The following is a 16,160-nucleotide window of genomic DNA, read 5'->3' as shown; positions in this document are numbered from 1 at the left end:
CACTTCGGCAGACCTGCGAAGCCCGATCCGGAGGCAGTCGCCGGGCTCCTGATGATCGCCGCGAACCTGCTGGGGCTCACCCTGACCGCCTGGTCGGCGACGACCGGAGCCACCCCAGCCGCGGCCGACGTACACACGGCTCTCGCGTTACCCGACCTGCCTCCGGCCGCCACCGCCGCAACTCCCCCTTGGAGGAACCCGTGAACGCCTCGGCCCCTCTCACCCGCGCCTCGCGTGACATCGGGTGCACCCCGGTCGCCGACCCCGTGGGCGGTCACGTGGTGGTCCTCGTCCACGAGGGCATGTACGGCGCGGTCTCCGGTAGCGGGTTCAGCAATCGGACCTTCCTGATCGCGCTCGCCGGGATCGTCCCGCACGGGCGACTCGTGGTGGTGCCCGTCCTCCTGCCCGCGGACCATCCCGGCTATGACCCGGGCTGGGCCGCCAACATGGAGGGAATACTGCAGCGGGCCGGCGCCCGGGTGCTTCCCGTCCACGGTGCCTCGCTGCTCACCGGCCCCGTCGACCGCGAGGCCCTCTGCTACATGGCGGTACGACGCGCGGTCCCCTACTTGGGCACCGGGAGCCTGCTCGTCGGCTGCGACGTGCCGTTCCTCGCAGTGGGCTCCTACGCCCCCGAGGGCACGGCCGTACTGCTCGTGCCGCGGTCCACCGCCTTGCTCTCAGGCTCGACGTCCCAGGAGCAGGCCGAGTGGGAGCGTCGCGGCCTGGCTGGCGCGGCCCGCCGTGGTGGCCGGATCGCGGCGATCTCCGACCATATGCGGGAGCACCTGTGTGAGGAATACGGGCTGCCGGAATGCGCTGTGGTCGACATGCCGAACGGCCTGCTGATGGGCGAGGAGTTCTCCGGGCATCGGAAGGCGCCACCGCTGCCGCCCGCCGCGAGGGCGGGCTTCATCCTGGCCATGGGCAGAGCCGAGGCGTCCAAGGGGTTCGAGGATCTTCTGCACGCGGTGCGGTTGCTGGCCGATGCCGCGGTCGCCGTTCCGCACCTCGTACTGGTCGCGGGCAGTTCCGCCGGCGTGCTGAACGCCTGCCAGCGGCGCCTGAAGATCCTCGTGGGCTCCCTCGGGGTCAACGCCACGCTGCTGACCCGGTTCGATCCGGCTGCTCGGGGATGGCTGCGCGACCCGTCCCTGCACGCAGTGGTCGTACCCTCGCGAGAGGAGCCCTTCGGCCGGATCCCGCTGGAGGCGTTCGCGGCCGGGGCCGGGCCTGTCGTGGCGACGACCGCCGGGGGGCTCGCCCAGACCGTGCGGGACGGCGAGACCGGGTACTCGGCGTCTCCTCACGCTCCCCAGGAACTCGCTATTGCCCTGCGGCGGGCCCTGGAGGCGGCGCCCGGCGAGCGGAGGCGTCTTGCCCGGGCGGGGGCTCGGCTGGTGGCCCGGCATCACGACTACGCGGTCACCATCCGCACTGTGGTGGGCCAGTGCGCTCCGTGGACGCTCACGACTGGTGACGGGGGTCCCAGGTGATCGGGCCCGTGGTCATCTCGCTGAACTCGCCGCACAGCTTTTGGTCCCTGGGTGAGAGCCATCTCGCCCGGCTCCGCTCGGAGTTCCCCGGTCTCGATGTTCGAGCTGTCGCAGATGACGAACTGCCCGGAGCCCTTGCCGACGCGGAGGTGTACTTCGGGTGGCGGTTCGAGCCGCACTGGCTCCCCCAGGCGCCCCGCCTGAAGTGGATCGCCACCCCGGCGGCAGGCACCGACCACCTGCCGGTGGAGGAGGTCACACGGTGCGGGACCATCCTCACGCGCTCGTACGGCTTCCACAGACAGCCCATGGCCGAGCACGCCATGGGCATGATCCTCACCTTCTCCCGTGGGCTGCTCCTCAGCTCCCGTCTCCAGCGCACGCGGCGATGGTGGAAAGGCGAACTCGCTGCCGAGTTCTTTGATCTTGCCGGTGCCACGATGCTGATCGTGGGGTGCGGCAGCGTCGGCACCCACCTCGCCGCCATGGGCCGGACGTTCGGCATGAACGTCATCGGTGTCCGCCGGACCCTGCCCACGGGACCTCGTGCGGGAATCGACTGGGTGCCGGCCACCCGCTGGAGGCACGCGCTGCCCGTTGCCGACGTGGTGGTCAACCTGCTCCCCGCCACAGCCGAGACGGCCCACTTGTTCGACGCGTCCTCCTTTGCCTCCTTCAAGGCGGGCTCTGTGTTCGTCAACCTCGGACGGGGCGCCACGGTCGACCATGCCGCGCTGCTTGCCGCCCTGGACAGCGGACGCCTGCGCGGGGCCGGCCTTGATGTCACCGACCCCAGGCCGCTTCCCCGGCGCCACCCGCTCCGGAAGCACCCCCGGGTCCTGCTCACACCGAAAACTGGCGTGTTCTCGCACAGCTACATGGACTGCGCGGTGCGGTTCTTCGCCGACAACATGCACAGCTACCTGGCCGGCCTCCCCCTGCGGGGCACGGCCGAAGCCGTCCATCTCATCCCGACGGAAGGACCCAGCTGATGGCGCTCGCCGCCGAGCACCACGACCTCCTCGACCGGTTCAGGCTATCCGGCCGCAATCACCCGTACTTGACGTTCACCCTGAACTCGATCTGCGACCGGGACTGCGTGTTCTGCAAGCCGCGCTGCATGCCGGACTACGGACACAAGGACAAGACTCTCTCCGTCCCGCAGTATGCGCAGATCGCCCGGACCGCAGGCCGCTGGGGGGTGCGAAAAGCCCACTGCAGCGGCGGGGAGCCGACCCTGCGCAAGGACGTCCTCGGCGTGATCGGCTCCCTCGCCCAAGGGCTCGGGGGCGGCGCGCAGATCGGCATGACCAGCCACGGCAACTTCCGCAAGGGTCTGTCGGTCAAGGGCTTCGCGGAAGCGGGCCTGACCTATCTGAACCTGAGCCTGCACAGCCTCGATCCCGGCCGGTCCACGGAGATCATGGGCGGCGGGGACCCGCAGGTGACGCTCGACGCCGCGCGCGAAGCCCTCGCCCTGGGGCTCAAAGTCAAGATCAACTGTGTGCTCATGCGGTCCTATGTCCAGGACGCGTTCGCGGTCGCTTCCCTGGCCCGGAGCCTTCCGGTCGCGGTGCGGCTGATCGAGCTGCAGAACATCGGCCCGGCCAAGGAGATGTTCGACGCGGAATTCATCCCCGAAGCGGAGGTCCAGGCTCTTCTGAGCGACTGGTTCACCGGGGCAGGAGAGGTCTCCCGTGCCGGTCTGGGGGTGCGCAGTCCCGGCCGCTACCTCCAGCCGGAGGGCTGGGCGGGTTCGATCGGGTTCATCTCCAACTCCTCGTGCGCGACGTGCTCGGACGCCAACCGGATCAAGATCACCCCTTCCGGGGTCGCCCGGCCGTGCATCCTGCACAACCGGGACATCCAGCTCCCGCCGCACGTGGAGGCCGGGACGCTGGACGCCGCGTTCGCCCACCTGTTCACGGCCATGCTGGAGCGCAACGGCAACCCTGCCTGGGGCGGGTTCCACTACGTCGACTACGACCTTCGGTGGGACCGGATGGAACGGCCCCAGGGGGCACCAGTCTTCCTGCCGGTCATCGGCACCGGGGACGACGGCGGCTGCGCGGTGCGGCAGGCCACGCACGGGGCGGACCAGTGAGCAGCCTGTACGAGGAGACGGGAAGGCTCTACCGGGCGGAGCTCGCGCGCGCCGGCATCGGTCGGGTGGGCATCGTCCACAAGTGGGGGCGCCCGGACCTCATCGCCCCGTACTCGGACCTCGACCTGCGGCTCATCCTCGACACCGCTCCGACATCGTGGAGCGGGGTCGACGAGCGTCTCGCGGCGGCGCACCACGCTTCGGTGGAGGCAGATTCCACCTACGCCCGGGTGCTGGAACATCCTCCCGGCTTCGTCTTCACCAGGGCGGAACTCGACTCCGCCCTCGTGCAGCCGGCGGAGGTCGCCACCTGGACGCTGACCCACGGCGAGCAGGAGACGCTACAGATGTGGCGAAAGCACGCCGTGGACGAACCCTGGACTGCCTCCGACGCCCGCTTCTACCGCTCTCTCCTGGAGGGCAGGGTCGGAGGCCGCTACCGGCTGACCGCCGACGCCATCGACAACGTGCACCACGACATCGCCGGATACCGGCGGCACTGCGTGGCCTGGCACTACGTCGCCCCCTGCTGGTTCGCCGCCGCCTGCCTGGCCACGCGCAGCCGCTTTCCGGGGAAGCTCGACGCCCTGACCCTGTGGCGACCTGGCGCCACCGGCCCCCACGCGGAACGGTTTGCCGCGCATGCTGGCCCGGAGAACGCCGACGGCGGCGTCGCGCTGCACGAACTACTGCGACTCGCCCGTATCGCCGTGGACGCCGCACTGCGGCACACCAGCAGCGCTTCCGGCGGCATACCGCCAGCAGACGACGCCTGGCGGGCACGCGCGTGGACCATGACCGCGGGCATGCTGCGGGCGAAGCCCGCACGATGGCTCTACTACCTAGACCCCCCGGCCGGCGTCGCCACCGGCTATCTGATCGCCCGGGAGGCGAAGGAGCTGCGTTCCGCCGTTCTGGTGCTGGAGCAGCTGGCCCGGGGAGGCCCAGTGGAGGAGCGCCGGTCGGCCGCGGCGATGGCCGCGCTCCTGCCCCCCGCAGGAGCGCACACCACCCCCCAGGTTCTCCGGGCGCTCCTGGAGCGATGGACTGCGGCCGGACCGGCCGTCGAAGCCTTCCTGACCGGCCCCTACCAGGAGAGTGGGAGATCACGAACGTGACCAGCACGCTCCCACCCCCGCGGATCCTGAAGACCGCGAAGGTGAAGATCACCACGAAGTGCAACAGGTCGTGCGGCTTCTGCATCTTCGCCGACGGCGCCAACGGCGAGAACATGAGCCTGGAGGTGTTCGCCAAGGTCCTGGACCGGCTCCAGGGCATCCCGTTCCGGCAACTGCACATCAACGGCGGCGAGCCGACCGTGCACCGCGACTTCCCCGCGCTGTCCCGGCTGGCCCGCGCCCGGCTGCCCGAGGCCGTGATGGTGCTGGGCACCAACGCCATCACGCTCGCCCGCAACCAGCGGCTCCTCGACGTGACCTGCGAGCTGTATGACCAGGTCCTCATCGGCTGCGACGACGAGCACGGAAACTACGACGAAGTCCAGTTCGTCGTGCCGGCCCTTCGCGCCGCAGGCAAGACCGTGGTTCTCAACAGCGTCCTCGAAGGCATCAGCAGCGAGCGTCTGGCCCAGGTCGCCGCCCTGTGCGCGTCCACCGGGGCAATCCACGTCACCAACCACGTCCACCACATCGATGTGGGTCAGCCCGACAATCCGCTCGGCGGCCTGTGCGCCCGCTACCTCGATCAGCACCTCATGATCGAGACCGATGGCTCCTGCTACCGCTGCTTCAACGCGATGGCCAAGGAAGACAGCGAGTTCAGCGTCTGGGACACCGACTTCGCGCAGCGGGTGTTCGCCAGCCGGGCAGCCCACTACCGGTTCTGCCTCAAGTGTCACGAGTACACCGATTCCGGGCACGCCGTTGTGCCCCCGCTCCCCCGAGGTGCCTGATGGCCGTCGCCCTGGGCCTGAACTTCCACCACGACACGTCCGCAGCGCTACTCGTCGACGGCCGTCTTTACGCCGCCGAGGAGGAACGCTGGTCCGGCCTCAAGCACCACCGCCCGCACGGCCGACACAAGGGGCTTCTCACCCTGCCCGCCGCCTCGCTGGACTGGTGTCTGAACGCCGCGGGTATCGACCCTCACCAGGTTGACAGCGTCTGGGCCGCCGGCATGCGCCCGACTCCTTCCGGCGGCGAGTGGCTGGCCACCGAGCACCAGGAGCTCGCCGCCCTGCTGCCGGACCCGCTCGGACGCCGCCTGAGGCTGATGTCCCACCACACCGCGCACGTCCTCTCCGGGTATCTGATCTCCGGCCTTGATCACGCGGCCGGGCTGGTCATCGATGCCGGCGGCTCCTCGCTGGGCCTCGAATTCGGCACCGGCAGGGAGAGGGTGACCGGGTTCGACCTACGGCCCGGCCACATCGAACGCGTTCATCAGGCAATGCCCGACCTGACCCCCGGCCCGGGGGGCATCGAGCGCATCCACCACTCCCTCGGGCACTTTTACCGGAACATGGCCCACCGCGTGATCCCTCCGGGGGACGAGGCGGAGGGAAGCATGATGGCGCTGGCCGCGTACGGGGATCCGGCCCGCTACCGGCACTCCATCGGCGAGCTGATCCGCCACGGTGACGACGGCACGATCCGGATCACCGCCCCCTACGGATCGGCTGACACCCGCACGCCCCTGCCCCTGGGCAGCCGGACCTGGACGCAGGAAAGCGCCGGGACAGTCCCGCTTGCCGAGCGCGCCGACCTGGCCGCCAGCGTGCAGGAGGCCTTCGCGGCTGCCGTCGTGCACATCGCCCGTCATCTGCGGCAGCTGACCGGAGCACGCGCCCTCGTCTTCTCCGGCGGGTGCGCCCTGAACTCTCATCTCAACGGCCGCCTCGCCGAAGCGGCCGGCTTCGACGAGGTGTTCATCGCCCCCGCACCGCACGACGCCGGGACCGCGGTCGGGGCCGCGCTGTACGGATGGCACCACCATCTAGGCCACGACCCCCTGCCCGCGCCCACGGACGCCGGATGGGGGCCGCTGCCGGGAGAGGTGTCGCACGGCGACCTGCCCGAGGGCTGGCACATGCTGCCCAACCTCGACCGGCAGTTCACGCCCGCCGTGGCCGGGCTGCTCTCGGAAGGCCGAATCCTCGGCTGGGTGCAGGGCCCGATGGAGTTCGGGCCCCGCGCACTCGGACACCGTTCCATCCTGGCCCACCCTGGGCGCGCCGAGACCCGCGACCGGCTGAACCGGATCAAGCAGCGCGCCGGCTACCGCCCGTTCGCGCCCGCCGTCCTGGCCACGCACGCACCCTCCTGGTTCACCGGCAACGGCGACCCGTTCATGAACCGCGTGACCCCCGTCCGAAGCGACCGCGCCGCAGAGGTACCGGCGATCGTCCACCACGACGGAACGGCACGGGCCCAGATCGTGCACACGGGCCACACCGGCCTGGAGCCCCTCCTCCAGGCCTTCCACCAGCGGACAGGAGTGCCGATGCTGCTGAACACCAGCTTCAACCTCAAGGGGACACCCATCCTCCGCACCGCCGCCCAGGCCGCCCATTCCGCCGCCGTACTCGGCCTCGACGCCCTCGCCGTCGGCACGACCCTGCTGATCTCGGACTCCCTCGCCCCCAGCGAGCCCGCCCTGGAACGGTCGGCATGACCCGGACCGCCCTCATGGTCTGGGACTCCCTCGGCGCCAACGCCTGGAACCCGGACCAGCAGAAGACGGCCACCATCTGCGTGGCCGTCGCCCTCGCCGTCTACGGCGATCACACCCGTGACCAGGGCACCCCCTACATCCACCACCCCGTGGCCGTCGTGGCGATCCTGCGCGACGAGCTCGGCATCACCTGCCCCACTGCGCTGATGACCGGCCTCCTCCACGACGCACTGGAGATCGATCCCGGCGCCGCCGAGACGATCAGCAGCCAGCTCGGCGACAAGTTCACCTCCCGCCTCGCCGCGATCACGCCCGACCACCGGCTCGCCGACAGGCCCAAACAGCCCGGCGACAAGGAGGCGTGGCACCGTAAGACCGAGCAGATGCCGCCGGTCTCCCTCACGATCCGGCTGGCCGACCGCATCCACAACCTGCGGGACCTCGCGAACTCCCCTGACACCGGGCGCCGGGCACGGTTCGTCGCCGACCTGGCCGAGTTCCACCTTCCGCTCGCCGAGGCACGTCGGGGGCTCGACCCCCACCTCGCGGCAGCCCATGCGCTGCTGCTCTCCGAGTACGACCGCTACCAGCAGGAGGAACGCTGTGGCGAAGGCCGTGTACTCCATGGAGCCGATCGGACGGACCGGCGGCAGGGTCTACCTCCGCATGGTCCACAGTGTGACGGCTGAGCACGTCCGCTGGCACACGGTGCCCGATCACAAGCGCGTCGACCCCGTACGGCGGTGGCGCAAGATCAGGCACCTCCAACAGCTCACCCCCGTCCTACGGACGCTGGACCGCCCTGGGGCATGCTTCGTGTGGGACGACCTGAGCCTGTTGCTGTTCAGCCCCGCGATGCGGGCCAGGACCGTCTTCATCCTCCACCACTACGAGCCGCTTCAACACGACTCGGCGCCCCTGGAGGCCGTGCTGTGGCAGCAGCTGTTCGCGGTCCTGCCGGAGTGCGCGGCCGTGGTGTGCGTCGCCCCCTACTGGGCCGACTTCCTCCAGAGGCGCGGGGTGGACAACGTCCATGTCATCTACAACGCGTTCGACCTTGACGAGATGAACCACGCCCAGGGTCTGGACCGGGACGCGTGCAGAGACGAGTTCGGCATCACGCCCGGGACAGTCGCGGTCTACGCCGGGAAGGCCGTCCACTGGAAGGGCACCGAGCGCGTGGCGTGCGAGCTCGCCGAAGCACCGCAGCTGCGGGTCATCGCCACCGGCAACAACACGATCGGGTTCACCGGCACCCATCTCAACCTGCCCCGCGACCGGTACCTTCGGCTCCTGCGGGCCTGCGACGTCGGCGTCTTCGTACCGCGCATGCATGAAGGCTGGAGCAGGTGTGCCGCCGAGGCGGTCCTTGTCGGAATGCCCTGCCTCATCGAACCCGTCGCCGGCCTCAGAGACCTGGCAGCCCTGTCCGGACAACCCGCCCCGGACATCCCGCGGCTGGCGCAGCAGGTACGTGAGCGCGCCACCACACCGCCGGAAGAGGCCAGGGCCGCGGCAGCAGCCCTGGCCCAGTTCGACACCAACTACTTCGCCGACGCCTGGAACACCCTTCTGAACAAGATCACCTGACCACGTCAGCCGACACCTGGTCCGCCAGCGCCGCCTTCACGGCGTCGAGGCGGGCCAGCGTCCGTTCCCGACCGAGGATCTCGACGGACTCGAACAGCGGAAGCCCGACCGTGCGACCGGTGACCGCCACCCGTACCGGCGCCTGTGCCTTGCCGAGCTTCAGGCCCAGACCGGTGGCGACCTCCTCCAGACTCGTGTGCAGGCCTTCGGCCGTCCAAGTCTCCAGAGCCGCCCACCGCTCCCGGGCAGCGGCAACGACGGCGTCGGCGCCCGGCTTCATCGCCTTGGCCCAGGACGCCTCGTCGCGGGCCGGGACATCGAGGAACAGCCAGTCCACGTAGTTCGTGATCTCCGACAGCACTGTGATGCGAGTCTGCGCGTAGGGCGCGACCATCTTCCAGACGCTCTCGTCGAAAGCGTCCGGATCCCACGGAGCGACATCGCCCGAGAGCCACGGCTGGCAGGCGAGGGCGAAGTCCTCCTCGGAAAGCGCCCGCACGTAATCCCCGTTGAACGACGACAGCTTCTTGACGTCGAAGAACGCGGACGCCTTGTTCACATCCTCCAGCCGGAACAACTTCTCCAGCTCGGCGAAGGGCCGCACTTCCACATCGTCGGAGGGGCCCCAGCCCAGGAGCATCAGGTAGTTCACGAGGGCCTCTGGAAGATAGCCCTCGGCAAGGTAGTCCTCCAAGGCCACCTTGTCGCGTCGCTTCGACAGCTTCTGCCGCTTCTCGTTGACAATCACGGGCAGATGGGCCCAGACCGGCGGCGGAGTTCCAAGCGCCTCCCACAGCAGCTGCTGCTTCGGGGTGTTCGACAGGTGCTCCTCTCCCCGGACGACGTGGGTAATGCCCTCCCGGATGTCGTCCACCGCGTTCGCGAGGATGAAGACCGGGCTCCCGTTCCCGCGGGCGATCACGAAGTCCTCCAGCGCGCTGTTCGGGAACTCCGTGTGGCCCCGCACCACGTCATCGACGACTGTCGCGCCCTCGTCAGGGGTCTCGAACCGAAGCGCCCGGCCCTCAGCATGCTCCAGACCCCGCCGTCGGCAGTGCCCGTCATAGCCCAGGTGCTGGGACCCCGTACGGGCGACGAGTTCCTCGCGGGTGCAGTCGCAGTAGTACGCCTTCCCCTCGCCGTGCAGGCGCAGCGCGGCCGCGCGCTGTGCCTCGGCGTTCGCCGACTGGAAGTAGGGGCCTTCGAACGCGCGATCGGAGGTGCTGATGCCGATCGCGGCCAGCGCGCTGATGATGCCCTCCACCCACTCGGGGCGGTTCCGGGCCTCGTCGGTGTCCTCGATCCGCAGGACGAAAATGCCCTCCTGCTGTCGAGCGATGACCCAGTTGAACAACGCGGAGCGGGCTCCGCCGACGTGGAACATGCCTGTGGGCGAAGGGGCGAAACGAACGCGGATCGGGTTCATCCACCAAGCCTAGCCGCCTCGACAGACCGTCAGAAACGCCGAATTCATGTCCTCCTACTGGATGGAACACGCGCCGCGCCGACCCGGTAGGCATCATCGCTGGTGAGGCCCGATGTAGAGAGCTGCGTGACCTCATTCGCCAGCGCCGCCCCGTACTACGCGCGTTTTCGTCCGCCCTACCCCGACGCTCTTTTCACCCTGCTCCGAGACCGCTTCTTCCTTGATGGAACGCAGCACGTGCTGGATCTCGGCTGCGGGCCAGGGACAATCGCCATCCCCCTCGCTCCGTTCGCAGCCGTGGTACACGCGGTGGACTCGGAGCCGGCCATGCTGGCCGAGGGCATCCGACTCGCTGCCGCGAGCAGAACGGCCAACGTCGCCTGGCAGGTCGCGGACGCCGCCGAGCTGCCGACGCTGGGGCTCCCGCCGATCAGCGTGGCCACCCTGGGCAAGTCGTTCAACCGCATGGACCTCCGCAGACTTCTCGCGGATCTCGACCGGCTGATCCTTCCCCAAGGAGGAGTCGTGTTCGTCTCCACTGTCTCCGCCTCCGAGCCTCCACCGTGGCTGCCCGTCATCGAGGACGTTGCAGCCTCACACCTCGGCGCGGACTACCGGAACCCGCAAGGAGTGTCCGTAGGCCGAGCCGGGGCCCTGCGCGACCAGATGGGCGCGTCGGCGTTCGGCAGCGTTTACACCGTCCTGCTCGACCAGCCTGTGCAGTTCACCCTGGAGGAGCTGATCGGATTCCAGCTCTCCCTCTCCTACACGAGCCCAGCCGTACTGGGGGCACGCCAGGACGCCTTTACGGCAGACCTCCGCACGGCACTCGCCGGATTGGATACCTCAGGCGTATTTCGCGACGCCCGTCAGGTCGAGTGCATGATCGCTGTCCGTCGCGTCAGGGCATAGACGGATCGCAGCGCTGCGTGTGCCACCTTCTCCTGCACCGGCTGCAGCCGCGGCATATCCCGCTCCAGACATTGCCCCAGTCAGCAACGGCCAGCGGTGGCCAGGTAAACCGGGGGCAGGGACATCCCGATCATCTCGTTGGTTGTGCCCAGCCGGACATGGGCGTCCACCCTGGCCGAGATGCTGGCCCAGCGGCCCAAGAGACACCCAGGAAGGTTCGGTCAAGGATCGGATGGTCGCCCTGCGCGACTGCTTGCCGGACCACGGCGACAGGTACCCGGGTTGCTCAGCAAGCCGGGCCAGACTCCACAGCCCCGGATCCCTCCGCCGCTGGCACCGGATCACCGCCCTCTTGGAGAGGTCGGACAGGCCGTCGTAGTCGCGGGGTTCGAGGATGACGGCGAGGAAGGCCACAGGGTGCTCCCGTTACGTGGCGTGCGCGGACCGACCGTCGCACCCGCCCTGATCCGGGCAGGCGGGACGGCACACATGTCGATGCGAGCCTCAGATACCAAACCCGGCACCTTCCATGCCCAGGACACCAGGGCGGGGTATCAAGTAAACAGGCCTGGGTCTGCCACACCGGGGCACGCCACAGGGATCGCATCACCGGGCCTTGACAGAACATCCGTCATTGGGAATGCGCTTGAGAGGACCAGCAGGAACCCTGCTCGGCGTCCGGTGCACTCGACAACCTGCCGATGAGTGACCTTGATGGCGAGCCAGGACCTCTCCTAATCGCCCTTCAACACGAGTTCACACGCGACGGTTCCCACGCACGCGCCCTGCCCGGGAAGGGATACCCCATCCAGGACCCCATCAGCGATGAACCGATTGCACGACCAAGTGGTCCCAGAAGCCTGGGGATTCACCGACTGCCGCTACGGATCACACCGCACCATGAGCTCTGAAACCCAGCGCCCGGCAGGAGAGTTGCGGAATCCGTATGGGAATTTAGGCATGCGGCCTTCGCCCGAAGAGAGAGTCCAGGCAACTTCACGGACGGGATGGGACCTCCAACACACCCATGGCACGCACAGGTGTTATCTCGACCAGTACGCGCTCAGGGTCTGGGGCGGGGCGGCGACCATAGCGATCCGCATAGCGATCGACAGCGTTTGAGATTTCATCGCCTGCGGTTCGAACCTCTGCCACACCCTCGATGGTCAACCACCTTGGGCCCGCCACCTGCGATATCGCGACTCGCGCGCCGCCCGGGAGGGCCGCAAGGATGTTGGCGATCTTTACGCTGCTTTTTCGCGTGATGACACGCGCGACGCCCGCCTCATGGTCGTAAGTCACGCCAACTGGCACCACATGCGGAGTTCCGTCGGGACGCAACGTAGTCAGCGTAGCCAAGTGGTATTCGGACCAGAAGCTCGCGAAGGCTTCGGTTTCTGTGATCGCGGTAGCCATGACGTCAGGCTAATTCACTTCGACATTCACCTGAATGCGACCTATGTCACGCAAATCAAGATCATTAAGAATGGTTCCGATATGCCCGAATCGCACCACTCCGGCAGCATGCCCCACGGGTGGTTTATTTCGGATTCATAACAGATCTACCGGCGAGCATTTTCCGCGAACCTGTCAACCACGTAAGCGGATAGCGGCAGGTCAGACGGGGTTCATGGCAATGCATGCCACGAAAGTCGTTGATCGCTAAGGCATTTTCGATCTTGAACAGCTTTTCGCGCCCCATCGGCCCGTCCAATGCCCGTGATCAACCCACTCCGGGGATGGCGTACGGTTCGATCAAGCAGGCGGAATTAGGGGTTCAGCAGGGATTCCCTTCGCGACCCTTCCGCCGGCCAGGCCATGCGGGGGCGCCTGCCCCGAGCATGAGCCCAGCGGAGTCGCCGGGTAGCGACGACTCGCGGGGTGCAGGGGCACCGCTTGATGGGTGGCGAGCCCCACCCGCCGGACAGCAGAACAAACCGAGCCGTATCTCCAGCGCTCTGGCATCCGTCTCGCATATCGAACACACGAACGATTTCGCCGATGGTCGTCCGTCATCTCCCGCAGGGCGTGCCGGATGGCCGCAGGCTGACGAGGGACCTATGTGGTGGCGAATCGGGGACACGGGTCCCCACAGCAACACCGAGCGCCGGGCACGCCCTTGGCCGCTCCGCCGACCGGGAGCCTTCACCCCTGCAGCGCGGGCGGCACGCATAGCCGACCGGCAGCTTCGTAGGCGTATCCGCCTAGAGCTCCAGGAACTGGGCGTCCAACCCCCTCTGCGCATCGACGAGCTCCGGCTCGCACTTGAGATCCAGCGCGATCGGCGCATCCTGATTCGCCGCGCGCCGCTACCGATGCCGGGGCCCGTGGGGTTCTGGCTCGATCTTCCGGACGCCGACGTCATCTTCGTCCAGGAGCGCACGACCCGGCTCCACCAAGACCACATCATCCTGCACGAGCTGTGTCATCTGAAGGCCGACGGCCCGCATGGCCCCGGGCGGGCAAACTTCGCGTCGGGAGTTGGAACGGAGGGCGGACAGCGATGCTCGTACCTCGACAAGGAGGAGTGTCAGGTGGAGAAGGCCGCCACAATCATCATGGAGTGGGCGTCCGTCCTGGAGCGGGCAGGACCTCCGCCGGCCGCCGATCCGGCCGTGCGTAGCGTGAATCTGGCCCTGGGCGACCGGCAGGGGTGGCTGTGATGACGGTCCTGTTCCTCCTCGTCCTGGCTGCTGCCGTGGCGTGGAAGGTCTACCAGCTCACGAAGGCGCCCCGGGACGGCGCCCTCCGCTCCGTCACCTTGTGCCTCGTGTGTGCGGCCCTGTCGTATCCGATGGCCATGCCGGGCGGGGCCAGCGGCGTGGACACGGTTGCCGGCCACGGCACGGCCAAGCTCGTGCAGAACATCCTGCTGCTCGGCACGGTGTACTTCCTGATGTGCTTCTACCTCTTTTCATCTGCCGACCGGGCAACGAGTACGCGACGCGCGCGTCGCGAGGCCATCCTCGTTCTCTTCGTCGCAGCCGTTCTGGTCGTCTCGGCCACGACGGTGCCGCACGATGTGTTCGCCGGGTCCTTCTCGTCGGCGGATATGACGATCACGCAGCTCGCCGCGTTCTACGGCGTCGCCGGCCTTTACCTGACCTACACGCTGGGTGCTGCCGGCATCTGGACGGTCCGCTACGCCCGGCTTTCGCCGCGCCCGCACTCCACCGGTCTCTGGATCACAGCGGTCGGGCTACTGGCCATGGCCGCGGCTTGTGCGGTCCGGGCGGTCTTCGTGGCAACCCGGTGGCAGGGCGGCACCGTGTCGAAGGGCCTGATGTCCGCCGTCGCGATGTTGCTGGTCCTGTCCATTCTCCTCTTCGTCGTCGGCGTCTCCTACTCCGGCGCCCGTAGCCGCCTGTCCGCTCTGCGGGTGTGGCGGCAGCACCGCTGCGGATACCTCCGCCTCGAACCACTCTGGGTTCTGCTGTCCGACCGGTTCCCCGAGACCGTCCTCGCTTCTCAGCCGACCGTGCTCGAAACCTGGGGTGTGCGTGGCGTGCACCACCTCTACCACCGCCGCGTGGTCGAGTGTCGGGACGGCCTGGTCCGCATCAGCCCGCTCATGGGCGACCTGACCACGGAGGAGCTGCTGTCCATGGACACGGCCGTCTTGGCCAACCGGCTCCGCTCGGCAGCCGCTTCCGACGTGCATGCACCCGAGGAGGCTCAGCCGGTCATTCCCCTGGCTGTACCCAAGATCGACAGCGCGAGCGCTGACGCCGCCCATCTGATTGCCCTCTCCGACGCCCTCCGCGCCGCCTGACCAACCTTCACGAAAGAGAGCCCTGATGCTGATCACAGCTGGTCGCGTCCTCACCGGAAACGCCGACCTAACCGACGGTGCCGTACTCGTACGGGACGGCATCATCGCGGCCGTCGGCCCGCGCCCCGACATCGAAGCCCAGACAAGCAGCGGCGAAACCCGCCAGGGCTTCCCGGACTCGACCCTGCTGCCCGGCCTGATCGACGCCCACGTCCACCTCGTCTTCGACGCCGGCGCCGACCCCGTGGCAACCATGCAGGAAGCCAGCGACGAGGACCTGTTGGAGGGGATGCGTAAGCGCGCCGACCAGCTGCTGGCCACCGGTGTGACCACAGTCCGCGACCTCGGCGACCGAGGAGGCCTCGGGCTGCGCCTCGCCCGGGAGATCACCGCCGGTGCCGCGACGGGCCCACGCATCATCGGAGCCGGGGCCCCCGTCACGCCGCCCGGCGGACACTGCTGGTTCCTCGGAGGCGAGGTCTCCAACGCCGACGAGGCACGCACCCTCGTACGCCGCAACACGACCGACGGTGCCAAGGTCATCAAGGTCATGGCCGGCGGCGGCGGCCTCACCAAGGGCGGAGCACCCAGCTGGAAGAGCCAGTTCGGCGCGGAGGAGCTCGCCGTCGTCGTCGAGGAGGCTCACCAGGCCGGCCTGAAGGTGGCCGCGCACGCGCACGGCACCGACGCCATCACCGACGCGGTGACCGCCGGGGTCGATACCATCGAGCACTGCACCTGGATGACCGAGGACGGCTTCGACCTCCGCGAGGACGTCCTGACGCAGATCGTCGAGAAGGGCATCTACGTCTGCCCGGCGGTCAGTCCGCACTGGCGGATGCTGCCCCGCTTCTTCGGCGAGGAGAAGGCCGCCGCCATGTTCGCGCTCGTGCAGCGGATGACCGAGTCCGGAGCCCGCCTCATCGCCGGCACCGATGCCGGTGTCCAGCGCGCCGGGTTCGACGGGATCGTCGGCGCCCTCAGCTTCTACGAACACCTCGGGGTCTCGCGCGACCGGATCCTGGCCATGGCCACCACTGAAGCAGCAGCAGCCCTCGGCGTAGGCGACCAGATAGGCCGTATCGCCCCCGGCCACAGCGCCGACCTGCTCCTGGTCGACGGCAACCCGCTCGAAGACCTGTCCGCCCTGAGCGCCGTACGCGCTGTCTTCACCAACGGCCGCCAGCACCAGGCCGCATAGACACCGAAGCGACCAAGCGGGGC

At 68.6% G+C, this 16,160-nt stretch carries 14 protein-coding genes; 12 read left to right on the top strand and 2 right to left on the bottom strand.

Annotated features, from left to right (window positions below):
- Positions 1 to 200 precede the first annotated feature (200 nt).
- The 8 genes from IE248_RS34145 to IE248_RS34110 are packed head-to-tail and all read left to right on the top strand — an operon-like array spanning position 201 to position 8,826.
- Complete coding sequence (locus IE248_RS34145) at positions 201 to 1,499, top strand: glycosyltransferase family 4 protein (protein ID WP_190032725.1); 1,299 nt, start codon at positions 201 to 203, stop codon at positions 1,497 to 1,499.
- The gene (locus IE248_RS34140; protein ID WP_190032724.1) at positions 1,496 to 2,491 is read left to right on the top strand and encodes a D-2-hydroxyacid dehydrogenase; all 996 of its coding nucleotides are present in this window, start codon (positions 1,496 to 1,498) and stop codon (positions 2,489 to 2,491) included. The genes IE248_RS34145 and IE248_RS34140 overlap by 4 nt, the downstream gene beginning before the upstream one ends.
- A complete protein-coding gene (locus IE248_RS34135) occupies positions 2,491 to 3,603 on the top strand; it encodes a radical SAM protein (protein WP_190032723.1) in 1,113 nt (370 codons plus the stop codon). The genes IE248_RS34140 and IE248_RS34135 overlap by 1 nt, the downstream gene beginning before the upstream one ends.
- Positions 3,600 to 4,721 carry a hypothetical protein gene (locus IE248_RS34130; RefSeq protein ID WP_190032722.1) on the top strand — a complete coding sequence of 374 codons (1,122 nt, stop codon included), beginning with the start codon at positions 3,600 to 3,602 and terminating at the stop codon, positions 4,719 to 4,721. Before IE248_RS34135 ends, IE248_RS34130 begins: the two co-directional genes overlap by 4 nt.
- A complete protein-coding gene (locus IE248_RS34125; protein WP_190032721.1) occupies positions 4,718 to 5,515 on the top strand; it encodes a radical SAM protein in 798 nt (265 codons plus the stop codon). The genes IE248_RS34130 and IE248_RS34125 overlap by 4 nt, the downstream gene beginning before the upstream one ends.
- Positions 5,515 to 7,236 carry a carbamoyltransferase C-terminal domain-containing protein gene (locus IE248_RS34120; protein WP_190032720.1) on the top strand — a complete coding sequence of 574 codons (1,722 nt, stop codon included), beginning with the start codon at positions 5,515 to 5,517 and terminating at the stop codon, positions 7,234 to 7,236. Before IE248_RS34125 ends, IE248_RS34120 begins: the two co-directional genes overlap by 1 nt.
- On the top strand, positions 7,233 to 7,925 hold the full coding sequence (locus IE248_RS34115) for an HD domain-containing protein (RefSeq protein WP_190032719.1): 693 nt from the start codon (positions 7,233 to 7,235) through the stop codon (positions 7,923 to 7,925). Before IE248_RS34120 ends, IE248_RS34115 begins: the two co-directional genes overlap by 4 nt.
- The gene (locus IE248_RS34110) at positions 7,915 to 8,826 is read left to right on the top strand and encodes a glycosyltransferase (RefSeq protein WP_229895729.1); all 912 of its coding nucleotides are present in this window, start codon (positions 7,915 to 7,917) and stop codon (positions 8,824 to 8,826) included. Before IE248_RS34115 ends, IE248_RS34110 begins: the two co-directional genes overlap by 11 nt.
- Here the strand turns inward: IE248_RS34110 and gltX are convergent.
- Positions 8,819 to 10,210 (bottom strand): glutamate--tRNA ligase, encoded by a 1,392-nt coding sequence (gene gltX, locus IE248_RS34105; RefSeq protein ID WP_229895738.1) that lies wholly within the window; start codon positions 10,208 to 10,210, stop codon positions 8,819 to 8,821. The two genes, IE248_RS34110 and gltX, sit on opposite strands and share 8 nt — an antisense overlap.
- 168 nt (positions 10,211 to 10,378) lie before the next feature.
- Here gltX and IE248_RS34100 point away from each other — a divergent pair, with 168 nt between their 5' ends.
- Positions 10,379 to 11,164, top strand: coding sequence for a class I SAM-dependent methyltransferase (locus tag IE248_RS34100; RefSeq protein WP_190032716.1), 786 nt, complete (start codon positions 10,379 to 10,381; stop codon positions 11,162 to 11,164).
- A 996-nt stretch (positions 11,165 to 12,160) separates the two neighbouring features.
- Here IE248_RS34100 and IE248_RS34095 read toward each other — a convergent pair.
- Positions 12,161 to 12,580 (bottom strand): pyridoxamine 5'-phosphate oxidase family protein, encoded by a 420-nt coding sequence (locus IE248_RS34095; protein WP_190032715.1) that lies wholly within the window; start codon positions 12,578 to 12,580, stop codon positions 12,161 to 12,163.
- A 911-nt stretch (positions 12,581 to 13,491) separates the two neighbouring features.
- On the opposite strand from IE248_RS34095, the gene IE248_RS34090 reads away from it, so the two are divergent.
- The 3 genes from IE248_RS34090 to IE248_RS34080 are packed head-to-tail and all read left to right on the top strand — an operon-like array spanning position 13,492 to position 16,137.
- On the top strand, positions 13,492 to 13,827 hold the full coding sequence (locus IE248_RS34090) for a hypothetical protein (protein WP_229895728.1): 336 nt from the start codon (positions 13,492 to 13,494) through the stop codon (positions 13,825 to 13,827).
- On the top strand, positions 13,827 to 14,936 hold the full coding sequence (locus IE248_RS34085; protein ID WP_190032714.1) for an MAB_1171c family putative transporter: 1,110 nt from the start codon (positions 13,827 to 13,829) through the stop codon (positions 14,934 to 14,936). The genes IE248_RS34090 and IE248_RS34085 overlap by 1 nt, the downstream gene beginning before the upstream one ends.
- A gap of 25 nt (positions 14,937 to 14,961) precedes the next feature.
- Positions 14,962 to 16,137, top strand: a complete 1,176-nt coding sequence (locus tag IE248_RS34080; RefSeq protein ID WP_190032713.1) for an amidohydrolase family protein — start codon at positions 14,962 to 14,964, stop codon at positions 16,135 to 16,137.
- Positions 16,138 to 16,160: the final 23 nt, after the last annotated feature.

The organism is Streptomyces goshikiensis (assembly GCF_014650555.1).
Taxonomy (GTDB): Bacteria; Actinomycetota; Actinomycetes; order Streptomycetales; family Streptomycetaceae; genus Streptomyces; species Streptomyces goshikiensis.
The sequence above is the reverse complement of the archived record's forward strand: the minus strand, read 5'-3'. Positions and strand labels throughout refer to the sequence as shown.

What these genes read in the sequence shown, in the direction of transcription:
- IE248_RS34135 (WP_190032723.1), top strand. Translation starts at nt 2,491, where the DNA reads ATGGCGCTCGCCGCCGAGCACCACGACCTCCTCGACCGGTTCAGGCTA.
- IE248_RS34120 (WP_190032720.1), top strand. Translation starts at nt 5,515, where the DNA reads ATGGCCGTCGCCCTGGGCCTGAACTTCCACCACGACACGTCCGCAGCG.
- IE248_RS34115 (WP_190032719.1), top strand. Translation starts at nt 7,233, where the DNA reads ATGACCCGGACCGCCCTCATGGTCTGGGACTCCCTCGGCGCCAACGCC.
- gltX (WP_229895738.1), bottom strand. Translation starts at nt 10,210, where the DNA reads ATGTTCCACGTCGGCGGAGCCCGCTCCGCGTTGTTCAACTGGGTCATC.
- IE248_RS34095 (WP_190032715.1), bottom strand. Translation starts at nt 12,580, where the DNA reads ATGGCTACCGCGATCACAGAAACCGAAGCCTTCGCGAGCTTCTGGTCC.
- IE248_RS34085 (WP_190032714.1), top strand. Translation starts at nt 13,827, where the DNA reads ATGACGGTCCTGTTCCTCCTCGTCCTGGCTGCTGCCGTGGCGTGGAAG.
- IE248_RS34080 (WP_190032713.1), top strand. Translation starts at nt 14,962, where the DNA reads ATGCTGATCACAGCTGGTCGCGTCCTCACCGGAAACGCCGACCTAACC.